This window comes from Bradyrhizobium sp. MI1.10, assembly GCF_055811035.1.
The window spans coordinates 16,537-35,511 of record NZ_JBVVPN010000045.1 but is presented as its reverse complement, the minus strand read 5'-3'; the positions used below and the strand labels follow the sequence as shown (position 1 = coordinate 35,511).

Below are 18,975 nucleotides of genomic sequence, written 5' to 3'. Positions count from 1 at the left end.
CGGCATCATCCGGGCGGCCGGCACAGAGCTCAGAAGTCGGAAGCGATGCCCTTGCGCTCCCAATCGCCATAGCGGGTCGGTTCGGGTCCTTTTGGCCCCTGCAACTCCTTTGGCGTCGCCTGGCCGTCGTTTTTGGCTCGGACTGCCGCAGCCTGCCGGCGCGCTTCGGCCTCGGCCAGCGCACGCTGGGCGGCCGGTGTGAGCTGCTTGCGGTCGGAAACGGGAGGCTGGTCACTCATCGTCGGCTTTCTAGCGCGGGACGGCCCGCGGCGCGACGCCCAATAACGCATTCCTGAAATGGCTCCGAAAGGGCTGAAAAACCCGGAAGCGATTCTTACATTTGGCATATTCGCGTGCCAGAGATCGCCTTCTCAAGGCATGCGCCCATTACGGCGAACTGCCGCTCGCTCAGAACCTTGTTTCCGCATGCCTTCTCAACGTTTCGCTCCTCCATCCGAAGTGCCCGGTCTCGCGGCGCGGCGGATTGCCGCCGACATCGTCGACGGCGTGCTGCAAAAGCACCGCACGCTTGACGAGCAGCTCGACGGCAGCGGCGCCCATCCCGGACTGAAGACGCTCCCCGATCGCGACCGCGCGCTGATGCGCCGCCTGGTCGCCACCGTGCTGCGCCGGCTCGGCACGCTCGGCCATGTGCTGTCCCGCTTGCTCGACAAGGGCATTCCCTCCGACGCGCCGCGCGCGCAGAGCGCGCTGTTGATCGGCGCTGCCCAGATCCTTTGGATGGATGTGCCCGATCACGCGGCCGTCGATCTCTCCGTTCGCCTCGTGCAATCCGACCGGCGCGCCGCGCGCTATGCCGGCCTCGTCAACGCCGTGCTGCGCCGCTGCGCCCGCGAGGGCAAGGCGCTGGTGGACGAGGTTGCGACGCAGACGCTGGATCTGCCGCCCTGGATGGTCGCGCGCTGGAGCGCGCATTACGGCGAGACGGTCGCAAGGGACATGGCGCTCGCGCTCAGCCACGATCCTTCGCTGGATCTGACCGTGAAGTCGGACGCCGCGCAATGGGCGAGCCGCTTACATGGCGAAGTGCTGCCGACGGGATCGGTGCGTACGGTGCTGCACGGCGCGGTGACCATGCTTCCCGGCTTCGCCGAAGGACAGTGGTGGGTGCAGGACGCCGCCGCTGCGCTGCCGGCCCGGCTGTTCGGCGACATCAAGGGCAAATCCATCGCCGATCTCTGCGCCGCTCCCGGCGGCAAGACCGCGCAGCTGGCGCAGGCCGGTGCGCATGTCACGGCCATCGACCGCTCGCCTGCCCGGGTGGCGCGGCTGCGTGAGAATCTGACGCGGTTGTCGCTCCAGGCCGAGACTGTCGTCGCCGACGCCGCGGAATGGGCGGGTCCGGCCGATGGCTTCGACGGCATCCTGATCGATGCGCCCTGCACCTCGACCGGGACGATCCGCCGCCACCCCGATGTCTCCTGGCTCCGTCAGGAATCCGACATCGCAGCAATGACCGTGCTCCAGCGGAGGCTGCTGCAAAACTCGGTCCCGCTGCTCAAGCCCGGCGGGACGCTGGTGTACTGTACCTGCTCGCTGGAACCCGAAGAGGGCGAGCATGCGGTCGCCGCGCTGCTGGCCGCAGAGCCTGGGCTTCGCCGGGTCCCGATCGATGCGTCCGAGGTGTCGGGGCTCAGCGAGATCGTCACCGCCGAGGGCGATTTGCGCACTCTGCCCAGCCATCTGCCGAACGCCGATCCCAAGCTCGGCGGGCTCGACGGATTTTTCGCGGCCCGGCTCGTTAAATCCTGATTTTGCACTGGATTTTGCAACCACGGCGCTGATTCGCGTCGTTCAAGGTGGTGTCGGCCGTCCGATTTTGGGATTAATAAGGATTCGTCGGAATCCTCTCCCCCATCAAGGCAAGGCGTGTCGGTCGCTCAACGCAGACGTATCTCGACGCTGGTGATGAACCGCTTCGCGCGGAACATGCTCGCGCGCGCGAGCGGCGGTTCTGTCGCCCTGTCGCGGGTCTGGCCCGGCCGCGCCGACCGGCTGATCATCGCGCCGCATGATCTGCGCACCGCGGATGCGACCCGCGCCGCCGAGATCTATGCCGGCCGCTTCGTCTTCGCCGGCAAGATCGTCAACTGCCACGGTCGTTCGATCTTCGATCTCGAGCCGCCGTCGGAGGATTGGGAGGTCGCGCTGCTCGGCTTCGGCTGGCTGCGCCATTTGCGCGCCGCCGACACCGCGCTGACGCGCGCAAATGCGCGCTCGCTGATCGAAGATTGGATCGGCAACCCTGCCAGCAAGCGCCGTCCCGTCGCGCGACGCGCCGACGTGCTGGCGCGGCGCGTGATCTCCCTGCTGTCGCAGGCGCCGCTGGTGCTCAACGACACCGACAACAAATTCTACCGCCGCTATCTGCGCGCGCTGGCGCGCGAAATCCGCTTGCTGCGCTACACCATGGTCAACATCCCCGACGGAGTGCCGAAGCTCCAGGTGCTGATCGCGCTGTGCTATGCGGCGCTGTGCCTCGCCAACCAGGCAAGTCACATCCGCAGCACCTCGAAAAAGCTCTCCGATGAATTGCAGCGGCAGATCCTGCCCGACGGCGGCCATGTCTCGCGCAACCCGGGCGCGCTGATCGAGCTGTTGATCGACCTGTTGCCGCTGCGGCAGACCTTTGCCGCGCGCAATATCGCGCCGCCGCCCGCGCTGCTCAACGCGATCGACCGCATGATGCCGATGCTGCGCTTCTTCCGCCACGGCGACGGCAATTTCGCGCTGTTCAACGGCATGAGCGCGACGCCCTCGGACCTGCTCGCGACGCTGCTTGCCTATGACGACACCCACGGCGCGCCGATGTCGAACATGCCGCATACGGGTTTCCAGCGCCTCGATGCCGGCCAGACCACGCTGATTATCGACACTGGCCCGCCGCCGGCAGCCAGCGTCAGCCACGACGCCCATGCCGGCTGCCTGTCGTTCGAACTGTCCTCCGGCATCAGCCGCATCGTCACCAATTGCGGCATGCCGGCCACGGGCCGCGACAATTGGCGGCCGTTCGCACGCGGCACGGCGGCGCATTCGACGCTGACCTACCACGACACCTCGTCATGCCAGTTCGTGGAGATGTCGGCGATGAAGCGGCTCTTGCACGGTGCTCCGGTCACCAGCGGCCCCGTCGAGGTCGAGAGCTATCGCGAAATCGTGCAGAACGGCACGCTGCTGACGACGTCGCATGACGGTTACCTGACAAAATTCGGCGCGATCCATCGCCGCGTGCTGATGATCGCCAATGACGGCGCGCGCATCGACGGCGAGGACACGTTGTCGCCGCCGCAAGGCGGACGCTTCAAGGGTCCGGATGCCGATTTCGCGCTGCGATTCCATCTGCACCCGGCGGTGAAGGCGAGCCGGCTGTCCGACGCCCGCGGCGTCATGCTGGTGCTACCGAACCGCGACGTCTGGACCTTCGAGGCGCTCGACGACAAGGTGGAGCTCGAGGACAGCGTGTCCCTGGCCGGCAATGACGGCCCGCGCCGCACCGCGCAGATCGTGATCCGCCAGGATGCGCGGCAGGCGCCCTCGATCCGCTGGAGTTTTGTCCGCTCCAGCGCCTCGCCGGCAGTCACGAATGCCCGCAGAAATGCGCGGCGGGAGCCGGAACTTCCGCTGTAGACGCATGTGATTCGGCCCGATCTGAACGTTGTGAAAGCGATCGAAAACTGCTATCGAGCCCTCGCTCGCGCGACTGGCGACCTTGGATGGAGCACCATCGGGAAGCGCGGGACTGAGAAGCCGCGCGCCTGGGCATAGACACTCCTTCAGACAGAGGATCTTGCTCATGACTGACCATCCCCGCCGCGTCACCCGCGCCCTTCTCTCCGTTTCCGACAAGACCGGCCTGATCGAATTCGCAAAGGCGCTTGCCGCGCACGATGTCGAACTGGTCTCGACCGGCGGTACCGCGAGGGCGATCGCCGCGGCCGGCCTTGAGGTGAAGGACGTTTCCGAGCTGACCGGCTTCCCCGAGATGATGGATGGCCGCGTCAAGACGCTGCATCCGAAGGTGCATGGCGGCCTGCTCGCGATCCGCGACAACAAGGACCATGCGGATGCGATGACGGCGCATGGCATCGCGCCGATCGATCTCCTCGTCGTCAATCTCTATCCGTTCGAGGCGACCGTCGACAAAGGCGCGGGCTTCGAGGATTGCATCGAGAACATCGATATCGGCGGCCCCGCGATGATCCGCGCCGCCGCGAAGAACCATGACGACGTCGCCGTCGTGGTCGAGGCGCAGGACTACCAGGCCGTTCTCGACGAGCTCGCCGCCAACAAAGGCGCAACCACGCTGAAGTTGCGCCGGCGCCTTGCTGCCAAGGCGTACGCGCGCACTGCTGCATATGACGCCGCGATCTCGAACTGGTTCAACCGCCAGCTCGAGATCGACGCGCCCGATTTCCGTGCCTTCGGCGGCCGGCTGATCCAGTCGCTGCGTTATGGCGAGAATCCGCACCAGACTGCGGCGTTCTATGCGACCCCCGACAAGCGGCCGGGCGTCTCGACCGCGCGGCAGCTCCAGGGCAAGGAGCTCTCGTACAACAACATCAACGACACCGATGCGGCCTATGAATGCATCGGCGAGTTCGACGCCAAGCGCACCGCGGCCTGCGTCATCGTCAAGCATGCCAATCCCTGCGGCGTCGCGGAGGGCTCCGACCTCGTCAGCGCCTACCGCAAGGCGCTGGCCTGCGATTCCACCTCGGCCTTCGGCGGCATCATCGCGATGAACCGCGCACTCGATGCCGACACCGCGCGCGAGATCACGAAAATCTTCACCGAGGTGATCATCGCGCCCGACGCAAGCGAGGAAGCGATCGCCATCATCGGCGCGCGCAAGAACCTTCGGCTTCTGCTCGCCGGCAGCCTGCCCGATCCGCGCGCGTCCGGCCTCACCGCCAAGACGGTGGCGGGCGGTCTCCTCGTGCAGAGTCGCGACAACGCCGTGGTCGACGACATGACCTTCAAGGTTGTCACGAAGCGCGCGCCCACTGATGCCGAGATGCGCGACCTGAAGTTTGCTTTCCGTGTCGCAAAACACGTCAAGTCCAACACCATCATCTACGCCAAGGATCTCGCCACCGTCGGCATCGGTGCCGGCCAGATGAGCCGGGTCGATTCAGCGCGGATCGCGGCACGCAAGGCCCAGGATGCGGCCGCCGAGCTGAAGCTCGCCGAGCCGCTCACCAAGGGCTCGGTGGTGGCGTCGGATGCGTTCTTCCCGTTCGCCGACGGCATGCTGGCCTGCATCGAAGCCGGCGCCACCGCCGTGGTGCAGCCCGGCGGCTCCATGCGCGACGACGAGGTCATCAAGGCTGCCGACGAGCATGGCATCGCCATGGTGTTCACGGGCACGCGCCACTTCAGGCATTGATTGAATGGCGGTAGCCCGGATGGAGCGAAAGCGAAATCCGGGTTCTCGCCTCACGGAGAGACCTTCCCGGATTGCGCTTCGCTCCATCCGGGCTACGAAGCTACTCCCGCACCCGCATCAACAGCGCCAGCCCCGCAACGAAGAACACCACCAGCACGGCCATGCCGGCCTTCTGGCTCGCCGTCACCGCGGTGATCACGCCGATCAGCAGCGGGCCGATGAAGGACGTCACTTTCCCAGTCAGCGCGAACAGACCGAAATATTGCGCGATGCGGTCCTTCGGTGCGAGACGGATCAGGAGCGTGCGCGAGGCCGCTTGCAGCGGACCGCCGGCTGCACCGATCAGGCAGCCCAGCACCAGATAAGCGCGCTCTGACGCAGCGGCGAACAATGCACCGCCGGGCGTGGGCGGCGCGACCTTGATGAAGAAGATCGAATCCTTGTCGACCAGCAGGATTGCCGCCAGCGCCAGCAGCAGGATCAGCATGCTGCCGGCGATCACGCGCTTCGGCCCGAAGCGATCGTCCAGCTTGCCGCCAAACCACGCGCCAAACGCGCCGGCGATCGCGAGCATGATGCCGAAGGTGCCGATCTGGATCGTGTGCCAGCCGAACGTGCCGGCAGCATAGATGCCGCCGAAGGCATTTAGCGACACCAGACCGTCGGTGTAGATCATGTTGGCGAGCAGAAACGCCGCAAGCGATTTCTGCTGCGGCAGACCTTTGATCGATTGCTTCAGCTCCGACAAGCCTTCGTGCAGCGCCTCGCGCACCGGACGCTTCGCCGGATAGTCCGGCGTGAACAGGAACATCGGCGTCACGAAAATGATGAACCAAAGCCCGGTCAACGGTCCGGCCGCGCGGTCGCCCTGATGGCTGACGGGATCGAGCCCGAACAGAGGCGTGAGCCCGAGCAGCGTGCGGCCGGTCTCAGGATTGGCTGCGAGCAGGCCGAGCACGATGATCAGGCTGACGATGCCGCCGACATAGCCCGTCGCCCAGCCGGTGCCGGAAAGCCGGCCGATGCGCTCCGGCGGCACCAGCGTCGGCATCATCGCATTGTTGAAGAGAGTGGCGAATTCCGCGCCGACGCTGGCGAGCGCGACCGCGGTGAGCAGCGGCGGAATGATCGAGGGATCGCCGGGCTTCCCGATCCACAGCGTGCAGGATGCCAGCACCAGCACGGCGCCGAATCCGGCGATCCATGGCTTCCTGCGGCCCGAAGCATCGGCGATGGCCCCCAGCACCGGCGACATCAGCGCGATCGCAAGGCCGGCGGCAGCCATCGCAAAGCCCCACAGCGATTGGCCGGCGGCGGGATTCGGCGCAATGGCAGTGGCGAAATAGGGCGCGAACACGAAGGTCGTGATCAGCGTGAAATAAGGCTGCGCAGCCCAGTCGAAGAAGATCCAGCTGACGACGGCGCTGCGCGGCGGATAGGTCCGCTGCGCGCCGGCGATGCGCGCATCCGGGGCGATCGTCGTCACTCCATAATCCTCATCACGAACAGTTTTGCCTCTGTCTGGCAAACCGTATAGCATTGCAGCGCTGCATGTGAACTGCCCATGGCCTTTGCGGAAGTTTGATGATGTCGTCTTTTTCGACACGGCGGACATTTTTCGCCTTCCTTGCCACTCTGGCGTTCGGACTTCCGGCCGCGACCGCGCAGGATGCGCGGCGGGCCTATGTACCGCCCGCGCTCGACACGGTGCATGCCGTTCCCGCTGAGCACGGCATGGTGGTGGCGCAGGAGAAAATCTCTGCGCAGGTCGGCGCCGACATCCTGCGGCGCGGCGGCAATGCCGTCGACGCCGCGGTCGCGACCGGCTTTGCGATGGCCGTGACCTATCCACGCGCCGGCAATATCGGCGGCGGCGGCTTCATGGTGATTCATTCCACTGAGCGCAACGAAGACATCACGATCGATTATCGCGAGACCGCGCCGGCTGCGACCACGCCCCAGATCTTCCTCGGTGCCGACGGCAAGCCCGATGCGGCGAAGTCGCGGGATTCCGCGCTCGGCGTCGGCGTGCCCGGCACTGTTGCGGGTCTTGCGCTGGCGCTGGAAAAATATGGCTCGGGCCGGTTCACGCTGGCGCAACTGCTCGAGCCCGCAATCGCGCTCGCCCGCGATGGCTTCCTCGTCGGCGACGACATCGCCGACACGCTGCCGGGCTGGCACAAGCGGCTGGTGCGCTGGCCCTCCTCGGCCAGGATCTTCTCGCGGCCCGATGGCACGCCACTCAGTGAAGGCGACCGGCTGGTGCAGAGCGACCTCGCCGAAACGCTGTCGGCTGTCGCCGCACAGGGCCCGCGCGGTTTCTATGAGGGGCCGGTCGCGGAGAAACTCGCCAAGGCCGTGGCCGACGCGGGCGGCATCATGACGCCGGCCGATTTGAAATCCTATCAGGCGGTGATCCGCGCCCCGGTGCGCGGCACCTATCGCGGCTATGACATCGTGTCGATGCCTTTGCCGTCGTCGGGCGGCGTGGTGCTGGTGGAGACGCTTAATATCCTCGAAGGTTTTCAGCTCGCCGATCTTAAACAGGGATCGCCGGCTTCGCTGCATCTGCTGATCGAGGCCATGAAGCGCGCTTATGCGGACCGGGCGCGCTATCTCGGCGATCCCGCCTTCGTCAACGCACCGATCGGGACGCTCACCGCCAAAGATTACGCCGCTAAACTGCGGGCAACCATCTCCGCCGATCGCGCCACGCCGTCGAAACAGCTCGTTTCCACCGCGACCTCACCGCACGAGGGCAGCAACACCACGCATTTTTCCGTCGTCGACGGCAGCGGCAACGCAGTCAGCAACACTTATACGCTGAACTTCAGTTACGGCGTCGGCCTCGTCGCCGACGGCACCGGCGTGCTGCTCAACAACGAGCTTGACGATTTCACAGCGGCGGTTGGCGCTTCCAATGCCTACGGCCTTGTCGGCTACGAGGCCAATTTGCCCGGGCCGGGCAAGCGGCCGCTGTCCTCGATGTCGCCGACCATCGTCCTGAAGGACGGCAAGCCGGTTCTGGTGACGGGCTCGCCCGGCGGCAGCCGCATCATCTCGACCGTGCTCCAGGTGATCGTCAACGTGCTCGATTACAAGATGGACGTGGCGGCCGCCGTGGCCGCACCGCGGCTGCACCACCAATGGCTGCCCGACGAGGTCCGGATCGAGAGCGGCTTTTCCGACAATGTGCTGCTCGAGCTGAAGGCGATGGATCATCTCATCGTCACGCCGATGGGGCAGACATCGGCGAATTCGATTGCGGTGACCGCCAACGGTCCGCTCGGCGCGCCCGATCCGCGTAGCCGGGGTGCGGAAGCAGCGGGGCAGTAACTCTGTCGTTGCATGGCGCGAAGGCCGGCGGCCGGCTTGCGCAGGCCGCCGCGCGTGCTACCACCGCGAGGCCAAAGAGGCCGCAAAAGAAAACACTGTCGGGAAACGCACATGACCACCGTTGATCCGAACCAGCGCATCGAACGCGCCGAGATCGAGGACACCAGCCTTCTCGCCTTCTATCGCGACATGAACGCGCCTGAGCGGCGGACGTTCTGGGCCTGCGCCGCGGGCTGGGCGCTCGACGGCATGGACTTCATGATCTATCCGCTGGTGATCGGCACCATCATCGCGCTATGGAAGGTCGATGCGGGATCGGCCGGCCTCGCCGGCACCGTGACGCTGCTGGCTTCCGCCATCGGCGGCTGGCTCGGCGGCTATCTCTCCGATCATATCGGCCGGGTCAGAACGCTCCAGATCACCATCATCTGGTTCTCGTTCTTCTCGCTGGTCTGCGCGGTCGTGCAGAATTTCGAACAGCTCCTGATCGCACGCGCGGTGCTGGGCCTCGGCTTCGGCGGAGAGTGGGCGGCAGGCGCCGTGCTGATGGGTGAAGCGATCCGGCCGCAATATCGCGGGCGTGCGGTCGGCTCGGTGCAGTCGGGCTGGGCCGTCGGCTGGGGCCTTGCAGTGCTGTCGCAGGCGATCCTGTTCTCGGCCTTGCCGGCGGAGACAGCGTGGCGCTGGATGTTCGTGGTCGGCGCGCTGCCGGCGCTGCTGGTGTTCTACATCCGCCGCTCCGTGACCGAGCCGGAGATCGCGGCTGAGGCCCGCGCCAAGCAGGCCGCGAGCGGCAATCGCCCGGCGCTCTGGGAAATCTTCTCCGGTCCAATCCTGAAGACCACGATCCTGGCGTCGCTGATGGCGACAGGCTGCCAGGGCGGCTATTACGCCGTCACCTTCTGGGTGCCGCAGTTCTTGACCAAGGAGCGGCATCTCTCGATCGTCGGCTCGACCGGCTATCTCTCGACGCTGATCATCGGCTCCTTCATCGGCTATCTCACGGGCGCCTGGCTCGCCGACCGGATCGGACGGCGCAATCTCTTTCTGACCTTCTCGATCGGCGCAATAGCGGTTGTGCTGCTTTACACGCAGCTGCCGCTCACCAACGAGGTCCTGTGGGTGCTCGGCTTCCCGCTCGGCTTTTTCGCCTCGGGCTATTTCTCCGGCGTCGGCGCATTCCTGACCGAGCTTTATCCAACGCGACTGCGCGGCTCGGGCCAGGGATTTTGCTACAATTTCGGCCGCGGCATCGGCGCGCTGTTTCCGTTCCTGGTCGGAGCGCTGTCGGCGACGACGTCGCTTGCGAATGCGATCGCGATCTTCGCGGTGGTGGCTTACGCGCTGTTCTTCATCGCCGCTTTCGCGCTGCCGGAGACGCGCGGGCGCGTGCTGCACGCGGACTGATGAAGGCTAACTATCGTCCGACCTGATACGGCCCGCCCTTTTCGAGGGCGCGACTGTATGCCGGCCGCGCATGAATGCGCTCCAGGAACGCCATCGCCTTGGGATGGCCGAGCTCGAGCCCGCCGCGCGCCTGGGCTGCCTCGAGCGGAAAGCTCATCTGGATGTCGGCGGCGGTGAATTCGTTGCCGGCGAACCACTCGCTCTTGCCGAGCTCGCCTTCCCAATAATCCATGTGCTGCTTGATCTGCGGATTGACCAGTGCAGTGAGCGCCTGGTTCGAGACCTTGCGCACCAGCGGGCGCAGCAACGCCGGCGCGCGCTTCGGCATCAGCGTGAACAGCAGCTTGAGCAGCAGCGGCTGCATCGCCGAGCCTTCCGCATAGTGCAGCCAATAGGTGAAGCGCAGCCGCTCGGGCGTGTTCGGCGGCGGGACCAGCCGGCCGTTGCCGTAGGTGGCGATGAGATATTCGATGATCGCGCCGGATTCAGCGATGGTGTTGCCGTTGTCGGTGATGACGGGCGACTTGCCGAGCGGATGGATGGCGCGCAGCTCCTTCGGCGCGCGCATGTCCGGCTGTCGCTGATAGCGCACGATCTCGTAGGGCACGCCCAACTCCTCGAGCAGCCACAGCACGCGCTGCGAGCGGGAATTGTTGAGGTGATGAACGGTCAGCATCGCGTGGTCCCCGGGGCTAGGCGCGGTCGATCGGCCGCGCGTTCGTGCCAGCCTGGGAACACAATGTCGAGCCATCCGGTCGGATATTTTAACCCGGGTATATTGACCTGAGCAATTTACCCGGGTATTAAAGGACTCAACACGATCAATATGGCAATGATTCCAATGCAAAAGACTTTCACCGCTTTCCAAGGGCATCGCCGTCTGGTCTCCGGGCCGGCAGGAGAGGTCGCGCTGGTCATCAAGCGGATGGCGGAACGGCCGGACCAGCCCATCGTCATCTTCGAGGACGCCACGGGCCGGTCGATCGACTTCGATCTGCGCGGCGGAGACCGCGAGGTGCTGGCGCGGCTGGCGAAGCTTGTCCCGCCCCCGGTTGAGGACACCCCATCGCCGAGCGAGCCGCGCGGCCGCGGCCGGCCGAAGCTCGGCGTGGTCGCGCGCGAGGTGACGCTGCTGCCGCGGCACTGGGAGTGGCTCAGCGCGCAAGCAGGCGGCGCTTCGGTCGCGCTGCGGAAACTTGTCGAAGAGGCGCGGCGTGCCAGCGGCGACAAGGATCGCGCGCGGCAGGCGCGCGATGCGGCCTATCACTTCATGTCGACCATGGCCGGCAATCTGCCGCAGTTCGAGGAAGCTTCGCGCGCGCTGTTTGCGGATGACCGGCGGCGTTTCACCGGACTGATCGCAGATTGGCCCGCCGACATCCGCGACCACATCGTCAAGCTCGCCTACAGCGACCGCGCTTGAGCTTGAGGCGTTCGTACGCGCAACTCGCGCCCAACGTGTTCGCGCGCTCACAGTATTATGACCGTCATTAAACGGTGGACCTGTGGTGCGCGCCGCGCCACAATGGATGACAATACAGATCAAAAAGCTAGGTCAGGGAGAATGATTTTGACCCGCACAGCCCCGCAATTCCTGTTCGATTTCGGCAGCCCGAATGCCTATCTCAGCCACCTCGCGATCCCCGCCATCGAGCAGCGCATCGGCGTCAAATTCGAGTATGTGCCGATCCTGCTCGGCGGCATCTTCAAGTCGACCAACAACAAGTCGCCGGCCGAGACGCTTGCCGGCGTCAAAAACAAGCGGGAATTCCAGGCGGTCGAGACCGAGCGCTTCGTCAAGCGCTTCAAGGTCCAGCCCTATGTCTGGAATCCCTTCTTCCCTGTCAACACGCTGAACCTGATGCGCGCGGCGATCGCGGCGCAGCTCGAAGGCGTGTTCGAAACATACGTCGAGGCTGCCTTCGATCACATGTGGCGCGAGCCGAAGAAGATGGACGATCCGGAAATCGCGGCCAAGGCGCTGGCGTCCTCCGGCCTCGACGCGCAAAAGCTGTTCACCCGCGCGGCGGAACCGGAGGTGAAGGGCAGATTGATCAAGAACACCGAGGAGGCTGTTGCACGCGGCGCGTTCGGCTCGCCGACCTTCTTTGTCGGCAACGAGATGTTCTTCGGAAAGGAACAGTTGCGCGAGGTCGAGGAGATGGTCTCGGGGAAGTGATTTTCGTATGATGGACAGATCGAGCCATCATCTCTGATGTCGTCCTGGCGAAAGCCAGGACCCATAACCACCGAAGGCTGTGCTGTGACGAGCTGGGGCTCCAACTTGCCCGACAATATACAGTCGGGGTAATGGGTCCTGGCTTTCGCCAGGACGACAGCAAGAAACAACAAGGACAATCCCATGCGTATCCTCGTGGTCGGCGCTGGCGCCATCGGCGGCTATTTTGGTGGCAGGCTGTTGCAGGCGGGCCGCGACGTCACCTTCCTGGTCCGGCCGCGGCGCGCCAGCGAGCTCGCGAGCGCCGGCCTCGTTATCAAGAGCCCAAACGGGGACGTGACCTTGAACAATCCGCCGACGGTTCAGGCCGACGCGCTCAAGGAAAAATTCGATGTCGTGCTGCTCAGCTGCAAGGCCTTCGACCTCGATGACGCCATCAAGTCGTTCGCGGCAGCAGTCGGGCCGAATACCGCGATCATCCCGATGCTCAACGGCATGAAGCATCTCGACATCCTCGACGGCAAGTTCGGCAAGGAGCGCGTGCTCGGTGGCCTCTGCGCCATCGCCGCGACGCTCAACGAAAAGCGTGAGGTGGTGCAGCTGCAGCCGATGCAGTCGATCAATTACGGCGAGCGCGATGGCAAGCTGTCGGATCGGGTCAAGGCGATCGACGAGGCCTTCAAGAGCGGCATCGTTGGGGCCACCGCCAGCCAGAACATCATGCAGGACATGTGGGAGAAGTGGGTGTTCCTGTCCTCGCTGGCTGCGTCCACCAGCCTGATGCGCACCTCGGTCGGCAACATCCTCGCCGCGCCCGGCGGCAGGGATTTCCTGCTCGGCATGCTGGATGAGACCAGTGCGATCGCAGCCGCGTCGGGCTACTCGCCGGGCGGGCCGTTCTTCGAGCGCGTGAAGGGCAATCTCACCACCGAGGGTTCGCCGATGACGGCCTCGATGTTCCGCGACGTCAAGGCCGGCCTGCCGGTCGAGGCCGATCACGTCATCGGCGACCTCATCGAGCGTGCCGATGCCGCCAAGGTGCCGGTGCCGAAGCTGCGCATCGCGTACACGCATTTGAAGGCGTATGAGAAGCAGCGGGCGGGCTGACCGCAGCTTCCGCTATTTGAAATACGCGAGATAGTGCGAGACGGCGGTGATTTCCTCATCGCTCATGTGATAGGCGACATCGGCCATCGCGGCGCCGCCACCGCCGACGCGCTGACTGCTCTTGTAGTCTTGCAGCGCCTTGACGAGGTATTCCTCGCGCTGGCCCGCCAACCTCGCGACGGCCTTGGTGCCGGCAAAGCTATCGGTATGGCATGAGGCGCAGCGGCGGCCGGCGGCAACTTGCGCGCCCTTTTTCGACAGGTCCGGATCCTTGTCCTCCGCCGCTGTCGGCGGCGTCAGCGCGGCGAAATAGGCGCCGAGATTGCGGACGTCCTCGTTGGTGATCTCCTCGGCGATCGGCTGCATCTGATCGTTCTTGCGCGAGCCGGCGCGGAAGAACACCAGCTGCCATTGCAGGAATTGATCGGGCTGGCCAGCGAGCGAAGGGATGTTCTCGGTCTGCGAGATGCCGTTCTCGCCGTGACAGCCGGCGCAGACGGCGGCCTTCTCCTTGATCGCAGCATTGTCGGCGGCGCTTGCGGAGAGAGAACCGAGCGCGAGAAGCGCAACCGCGCTGATTGCGTGCGAGATGAACTGCCGGCGCATGATTGGGATTCCGATCTATCGAACGCGCCATTCCGGGCGAAGAAGCGCGAGCTATGATGCGCAATGGCGCATCTGAGAATTCCATAACCCGCGTTCGTGGCCAAGGGTTCCGGGCTTGCGCGCAAGGGGCGCGCAATCAGAAACGACGGCGTGCGAAATTGAAATGAGAAAGGCTGCGGCGCCGCTCGGCACCGCAGCCTCGTGTCATCTTGCGCTACTTCTTGCTGTAGCTGATGCGGTAGATCGCGCCGGCCCAATCGTCGGCGACGAGGATCGAGCCATCCTTGGCGAGGATGATGTCGTCGGGACGGCCGAGATAGCCCTGGTCGCCCTCGATCCAGCCGGAGGCGAACACCTCCTGCTTGGCGTTCTTGCCGTCGGGCCCGACGATCACGCGCATGATGCGGCCGCCCTGGTACTTGTGACGATTCCAGGAGCCGTGCTCGGCGATCAGGATGTTGTTCTTGTACTCGGCCGGGAATTGGTCGCCGGTATAGAACTTCATGCCGAGCGGAGCGACGTGAGCACCGAGGTTCAGCACCGGCGGCGTGAATTCGGAGCACTTGTGGCCCATCGCGAACTTGGTATCCGGCAGGTCACCCTGGTGGCAGTAGGGATAGCCGAAGTGCTCGCCGATCTTGCTGATCATGTTCAGCTTGTCCGAGGGCAGATCGTCGCTGATCCAGTCGCGGGCATTCTCAGTGAACCAGAACTTGCCGGTGCGCGGATCGACGTCGCCGCCGACCGAGTTGCGAACGCCGAGCGCGTAGATTTCCGCATTGCCGGTCTTGGGATCGACGCGGCGGATCTGCGAGACGCTGGTCGGGGGCACGCCGATGTTGAAGGGCGGTCCGAACGGAATGTAGAACCAGCCTTCCTTGTCGACCGCGATGTACTTCCAGCCATGCGCGGCATAGGACGGCATGTCGTCATAGACGACCTTGCCCTCGCCGGGATTGTCGAGCTTGTTCTCGATGTCGTCGTAGCGGATCAGCTTGTCGACCGCGATGACGTAGAGCGCACCGTCCTTGACGGCCAGACCCGTGGGCATGTTCAGCCCCTTGAGGATGGTCTTGACCTCTTTCTTTCCGTTGTTGTCCTTGATGGCGTAGACGTTGCCGAGGCCGAACGAGCCGACGAACAGCGTGCCCTTGTCACCCCAGGCCATCTGCCGCGCGGCCAGCACACCGGACGCGTAGACCTCCATCTTGAAGCCCGGCGGCAGCTTCACCTTCTTGACGATGTTGGCGAGTTCGGCGTCGGAGGCGCCGGTCGGCGGCCCCGATGGCGGCGCCAGGCCCTTCTGCGCCTCGGTCTCGTCGCCGAGGAACCAGTCGTCCGGCGGATGGGTCCAGAACTCCTTGGTGCCGGATTCGTATTTCTTCAGCGGCTTGTTCTTGTCCTGTTGCTGCGCATGACCGACGCTTGTCCCCGCGAGAAGGGCAACCGCTGCAAGCGCCAGGACGGATTGAAAGGCGGATTGAAAGACGGATCCATGGAATTTCATCGCGTCACTCCCCTAAGGCAGCCGTCAGGGCTGCACATTTATTTTATTTTGCTGTCGAGAGGCGAAGTTCGGACTCTGTCGAGAGGACAGACGCAGAAAGGTTAGCACATCTGCGAGCGGTGAGAAGCGCGCCGCGTGCGATGCGATAGCGCTCAGTAAAAATTGAGACGGAAAGTCAATGATGGCGAACGCCGCGACAACAACGCTCTCGCTGCAGCGCGGAATCAAGATCACGCGCGGCTAATTTACAGGCAGCAGGAGGTTCGGAACAAAAAAACGCGAAAACAACCCCATGCACAGTAGAACGGCTCCGGCCATCTTGCTGCCGGTGATTCCGGGTAGACATCTGACGAGTCGAGCGAATTAGCAAAGGTGGCGGCTACGGGGCGACGGGGTAGGGACCATCGTCGAAAATCGTCTCATGATAGCCTTTCGATCCGATATCGCGCGCCAGCGTGCTGCGAAAATCGCGATCATCGCGAAGACAGTTCAGGACATGCGCGAAGTCGAATTCGGGCCGCCAGCCGAGCTCGTGCCGCGCGCGCTCGTTGACATAGACGCGATCGATCGCGGGGAACAGGCGCCAGCCGCGCGCTGCGTAGAGCTCCGCACAATCCGGATAGAGCTCGCGCACCACACTGGCCGCGTCGCGCGCAAGCGCGGCGAGATGGCGCTGCTCGAACGGGCTCGTGGCCGACACGATGGTGCGGGCAAATCCGATGTTCGGCGCGCGCTCGACTGCGAGCAGATGGGCGCTCACCGCGTCCGCGATATCCAGCCGGCGATAGAGCAGCTCGTTGGCCTGCGCGTTCTCCGGCGCGTAAGCCGACCGCATCGCCGGATCGTCATCGTCTTCCGGGAAGAAGCGCGAGGTCCTCAAGATCACGACAGGCAGGCCGCGCTCGCGACAGAACAGCTCGCAGAGAGTTTCGGCCATCAGCTTGGTCGTGCCGTAGATGTTCTTCGGGATCGGCGGCAGGTCCTCGGTGACCCACACCGCGGCCTGTCCCGCCTCGGAGCGGAGCTGCGAGCCAAACGCGCTGGTGGTGCTGGTGAAGACAAAACTGCGCACGCCGGCCGCCACAGCCGCTTCAAGCAAATTGAGCGTGCCGGTGACGTTGGTGTCGATGAAGGCTTGCTTGCTGTGGGTCGCCACATGCGGCTTGTGCAGCGTCGCGGTGTGGATCACCGCGGTGACGCCGTCCATCTGGCGCCGCACGAAATCGGAATCGACGATCGAGCCGACAGCGTCGGTGAAGGGCGATGGCTTCAGGTCGATCCCACGCACAGACGAACCGCGCCCGCGGAGCGTGCGGAGAAGACCCTCGCCGAGATGGCCCGCGCTGCCTGTGACCAGAATTGTCATTCGTTACCCAATACAGCCGCCAGCGGCGTGGAAAACCACGTGCCCGTCCGGTCCGGCTGGATGCTTTGGGAAAAATTGGAGCGGGCGAAGGGGCTCGAACCCTCGACCCCGACCTTGGCAAGGTCGTGCTCTACCACTGAGCTACACCCGCATCCTGTGTCGGTCGCATGACTGCGCCGGCAACGGCTGTCGTATGCCAAAAGCGGGAGGGGAATGCAACAGCTACCGGCGGCATAGATGCGCAATCGGAGGCCCGATATCAACCCGAACGCGGCCAAATGACCCAAAAAGGCCCCGGAACCGTCGAATCGGCACGCACGGATTGAAATTCGGCCGTCCCGGCCCAATTTAGGGCCAACAGCGAAGCATATGAATTGGCGACGTGCTAAAGACCCGCCAATTCCAGACATCAGACGAGGGGATCCCGTGACGATCATCGACCAGGGTAACGGAGCAGCGGGCCCGGCTGCCGCCGATCTGATCAAGGACACGACCACCCAGACCTTCGTGAAGGACGTCATCGAGGAATCGAAGCGCCAGCCGGTGCTGATCGACTTCTGGGCGGAGTGGTGCGGCCCCTGCAAGCAGCTCACGCCCTTGCTGGAAAAAGCGGTCAAGGCCGCCAAGGGCAAGGTCAAGCTGGTCAAGATGAACATCGACCAGCACCCGGCGATCCCGGGCCAGATGGGCATCCAGTCGATTCCGGCGGTGATCGCCTTCGTCAACGGCCAGCCGGCCGACGGCTTCATGGGTGCGGTCCCGGAGAGCCAGCTCAACGCCTTCATCGAGAAGCTGACCAAGGGCGTGACCGCGCCGGGTGAGCCGAATATCGCGGAAATCCTCCAGGAAGCCGAGGCCGTGCTCGCCGAGGGCGATGCCGCCGCGGCCGCGCAGATCTACGCGGAAGTGCTGCAGCTCGAATCGACCAACATCGCAGCCCTGGCCGGGCTCGCGAAATGCTACGCCGTCTCCGGTGCGATGGAGCAGGCCAAGCAGACGCTCGCCATGGTGCCGGAATCCAAGCGCAACGACCCGGCCGTGAAAGCCGTGCAGACCGCGATCGATCTGGCCGAGCAGGCGGAGCAGCTCGGGCCTGTCGCCGAGCTGGAACAGAAAGTCGCCGCAAACCCGCTCGATCATCAGGCCCGATTCGACCTCGCGATCGCGCTCAACGCCCAAGGCAACCGGGCAGCTGCCACCGAGCAGCTGCTCGCGATCGTCAAGCGCGACCGCAAATGGAACGACGACGGCGCCCGCAAGCAGCTGGTGCAGTTCTTCGAGGCCTGGGGCGGCACGGACGATGCAACCGTCGAGGGACGCAAGCGCTTGTCGATCATCCTGTTTTCCTGACGCGCGCTGGCAAGGCCAGGGGACCCGGCAGATGCCGATCAACATCGAATATCGCGGGCCCGCCGACCTTCCGGAGATCCTTCCGGTGTTTCCGTTGCCGGGCGCGCTGCTGCTGCCGCGCGGGCAGATGCCGCTCAACATCTTCGAGCCGCGCTACCTCGCGATGATCGACGATGCCTTCCGCGATGGCCATCGCCTGATCGGCATGATCCAGCCCGACATCGCGCACTCGCCCAAGAATTCCGACAAGCCGGCGCTGTTCCGCGTCGGTTGTGTCGGCCGCATCACCCAACTCGCGGAATCTGGCGACGGCCGCTACATCCTCGAGCTCACCGGTGTCTCGCGCTTCAAAGTGCTCGAGGAGCTCGAAGTGCTCACCGCCTACCGGCAGTGCAAGGTGGATTTCTTCGCCTTCGTCGACGATTTCACGCCGCGCATGGGCGAGGAGGAGGTCGATCGCGAAGCACTGCTGACGGTGCTGGCGGACTTTCTGAAGGCCAACAACCTCAAGGTCGACTGGGAGGGCGTCGAGACCGCTCCCAACGAGGCGCTCGTCAACGCGCTGGCGATGATGTCGCCCTATGGTGTGGCCGAGAAGCAGGCGATGCTGGAAGCGCCCGACCTGAAGACCCGCGCCGAAATTTTGATCGCGGTCACCGAGATGGATCTCGCCAAAAAACGCACCTCAGGCGATCCGCCGCTGCAGTGAC

16 protein-coding genes, 1 tRNA gene and 1 riboswitch are annotated in these 18,975 nt (G+C 64.8%); of the genes, 10 read left to right on the top strand and 7 right to left on the bottom strand.

Going from position 1 to position 18,975, the window contains the following annotated elements; translation table 11 throughout:
* Nucleotides 1–29 precede the first annotated feature (29 nt).
* Entirely contained in the window at nt 30–239 is a 210-nt protein-coding gene (locus AC0L3K_RS33075) for a DUF1674 domain-containing protein (RefSeq protein ID WP_088941367.1), read from the bottom strand.
* A 187-nt stretch (nt 240–426) separates the two neighbouring features.
* On the opposite strand from AC0L3K_RS33075, the gene AC0L3K_RS33070 reads away from it, so the two are divergent.
* From AC0L3K_RS33070 to purH, 3 genes are all read left to right on the top strand, one after another.
* On the top strand, nt 427–1,773 hold the full coding sequence (locus tag AC0L3K_RS33070) for an RsmB/NOP family class I SAM-dependent RNA methyltransferase (RefSeq protein WP_473367591.1): 1,347 nt from the start codon (nt 427–429) through the stop codon (nt 1,771–1,773).
* A gap of 156 nt (nt 1,774–1,929) precedes the next feature.
* Entirely contained in the window at nt 1,930–3,648 is a 1,719-nt protein-coding gene (locus AC0L3K_RS33065; RefSeq protein ID WP_354200390.1) for a heparinase II/III family protein, read from the top strand.
* Nucleotides 3,649–3,707: 59 nt separating this feature from the next.
* Nucleotides 3,708–3,789: riboswitch (ZMP/ZTP riboswitch) on the top strand.
* 25 nt (nt 3,790–3,814) lie between these two features.
* Nucleotides 3,815–5,407: a bifunctional phosphoribosylaminoimidazolecarboxamide formyltransferase/IMP cyclohydrolase gene (purH, locus tag AC0L3K_RS33060; RefSeq protein WP_219681873.1), complete on the top strand. Its 1,593-nt coding sequence runs from the start codon at nt 3,815–3,817 to the stop codon at nt 5,405–5,407.
* Between the two features lie 100 nt (nt 5,408–5,507).
* On the opposite strand, the gene AC0L3K_RS33055 is transcribed toward purH, so the two are convergent.
* On the bottom strand, nt 5,508–6,893 hold the full coding sequence (locus AC0L3K_RS33055) for an MFS transporter (RefSeq protein WP_354200353.1): 1,386 nt from the start codon (nt 6,891–6,893) through the stop codon (nt 5,508–5,510).
* A gap of 98 nt (nt 6,894–6,991) precedes the next feature.
* Here AC0L3K_RS33055 and ggt point away from each other — a divergent pair, with 98 nt between their 5' ends.
* Nucleotides 6,992–8,743: a gamma-glutamyltransferase gene (gene ggt / locus AC0L3K_RS33050; protein WP_473367590.1), complete on the top strand. Its 1,752-nt coding sequence runs from the start codon at nt 6,992–6,994 to the stop codon at nt 8,741–8,743.
* 111 nt (nt 8,744–8,854) lie between these two features.
* Nucleotides 8,855–10,150: an MFS transporter gene (locus AC0L3K_RS33045; RefSeq protein ID WP_354200351.1), complete on the top strand. Its 1,296-nt coding sequence runs from the start codon at nt 8,855–8,857 to the stop codon at nt 10,148–10,150.
* A gap of 10 nt (nt 10,151–10,160) precedes the next feature.
* Here the strand turns inward: AC0L3K_RS33045 and AC0L3K_RS33040 are convergent, their stop codons facing one another.
* Complete coding sequence (locus AC0L3K_RS33040; RefSeq protein WP_007598666.1) at nt 10,161–10,826, bottom strand: glutathione S-transferase family protein; 666 nt, start codon at nt 10,824–10,826, stop codon at nt 10,161–10,163.
* A 150-nt stretch (nt 10,827–10,976) separates the two neighbouring features.
* Here AC0L3K_RS33040 and AC0L3K_RS33035 point away from each other — a divergent pair, with 150 nt between their 5' ends.
* The 3 genes from AC0L3K_RS33035 to panE all read left to right on the top strand — a co-directional run bounded on the left by AC0L3K_RS33035 (nt 10,977) and on the right by panE (nt 13,436).
* Nucleotides 10,977–11,573, top strand: a complete 597-nt coding sequence (locus AC0L3K_RS33035) for a DUF2239 family protein (protein ID WP_354200350.1) — start codon at nt 10,977–10,979, stop codon at nt 11,571–11,573.
* 141 nt (nt 11,574–11,714) lie between these two features.
* Nucleotides 11,715–12,329 carry a 2-hydroxychromene-2-carboxylate isomerase gene (locus AC0L3K_RS33030; RefSeq protein WP_354200349.1) on the top strand — a complete coding sequence of 205 codons (615 nt, stop codon included), beginning with the start codon at nt 11,715–11,717 and terminating at the stop codon, nt 12,327–12,329.
* Nucleotides 12,330–12,512: 183 nt separating this feature from the next.
* Nucleotides 12,513–13,436 (top strand): 2-dehydropantoate 2-reductase, encoded by a 924-nt coding sequence (panE, locus tag AC0L3K_RS33025; protein ID WP_354168364.1) that lies wholly within the window; start codon nt 12,513–12,515, stop codon nt 13,434–13,436.
* A gap of 12 nt (nt 13,437–13,448) precedes the next feature.
* Here panE and AC0L3K_RS33020 read toward each other — a convergent pair whose 3' ends face one another.
* The 4 genes from AC0L3K_RS33020 to AC0L3K_RS33005 all read right to left on the bottom strand — a co-directional run bounded on the left by AC0L3K_RS33020 (nt 13,449) and on the right by AC0L3K_RS33005 (nt 17,066).
* A complete protein-coding gene (locus AC0L3K_RS33020) occupies nt 13,449–14,042 on the bottom strand; it encodes a c-type cytochrome (RefSeq protein WP_354200348.1) in 594 nt (197 codons plus the stop codon).
* Between the two features lie 214 nt (nt 14,043–14,256).
* The gene (locus AC0L3K_RS33015; RefSeq protein WP_354200347.1) at nt 14,257–15,549 is read right to left on the bottom strand and encodes a PQQ-dependent sugar dehydrogenase; all 1,293 of its coding nucleotides are present in this window, start codon (nt 15,547–15,549) and stop codon (nt 14,257–14,259) included.
* A 379-nt stretch (nt 15,550–15,928) separates the two neighbouring features.
* Nucleotides 15,929–16,915 carry an NAD-dependent epimerase/dehydratase family protein gene (locus AC0L3K_RS33010; RefSeq protein ID WP_354200346.1) on the bottom strand — a complete coding sequence of 329 codons (987 nt, stop codon included), beginning with the start codon at nt 16,913–16,915 and terminating at the stop codon, nt 15,929–15,931.
* Between the two features lie 76 nt (nt 16,916–16,991).
* Nucleotides 16,992–17,066, bottom strand: a tRNA-Gly gene (locus AC0L3K_RS33005).
* A 275-nt stretch (nt 17,067–17,341) separates the two neighbouring features.
* Between AC0L3K_RS33005 and trxA the strand changes: the two genes are divergently transcribed.
* Nucleotides 17,342–18,265 (top strand): thioredoxin, encoded by a 924-nt coding sequence (trxA, locus tag AC0L3K_RS33000; protein ID WP_007598659.1) that lies wholly within the window; start codon nt 17,342–17,344, stop codon nt 18,263–18,265.
* 31 nt (nt 18,266–18,296) lie between these two features.
* Nucleotides 18,297–18,974 (top strand): LON peptidase substrate-binding domain-containing protein, encoded by a 678-nt coding sequence (locus tag AC0L3K_RS32995; protein ID WP_007598658.1) that lies wholly within the window; start codon nt 18,297–18,299, stop codon nt 18,972–18,974.
* Nucleotide 18,975: the final 1 nt, after the last annotated feature.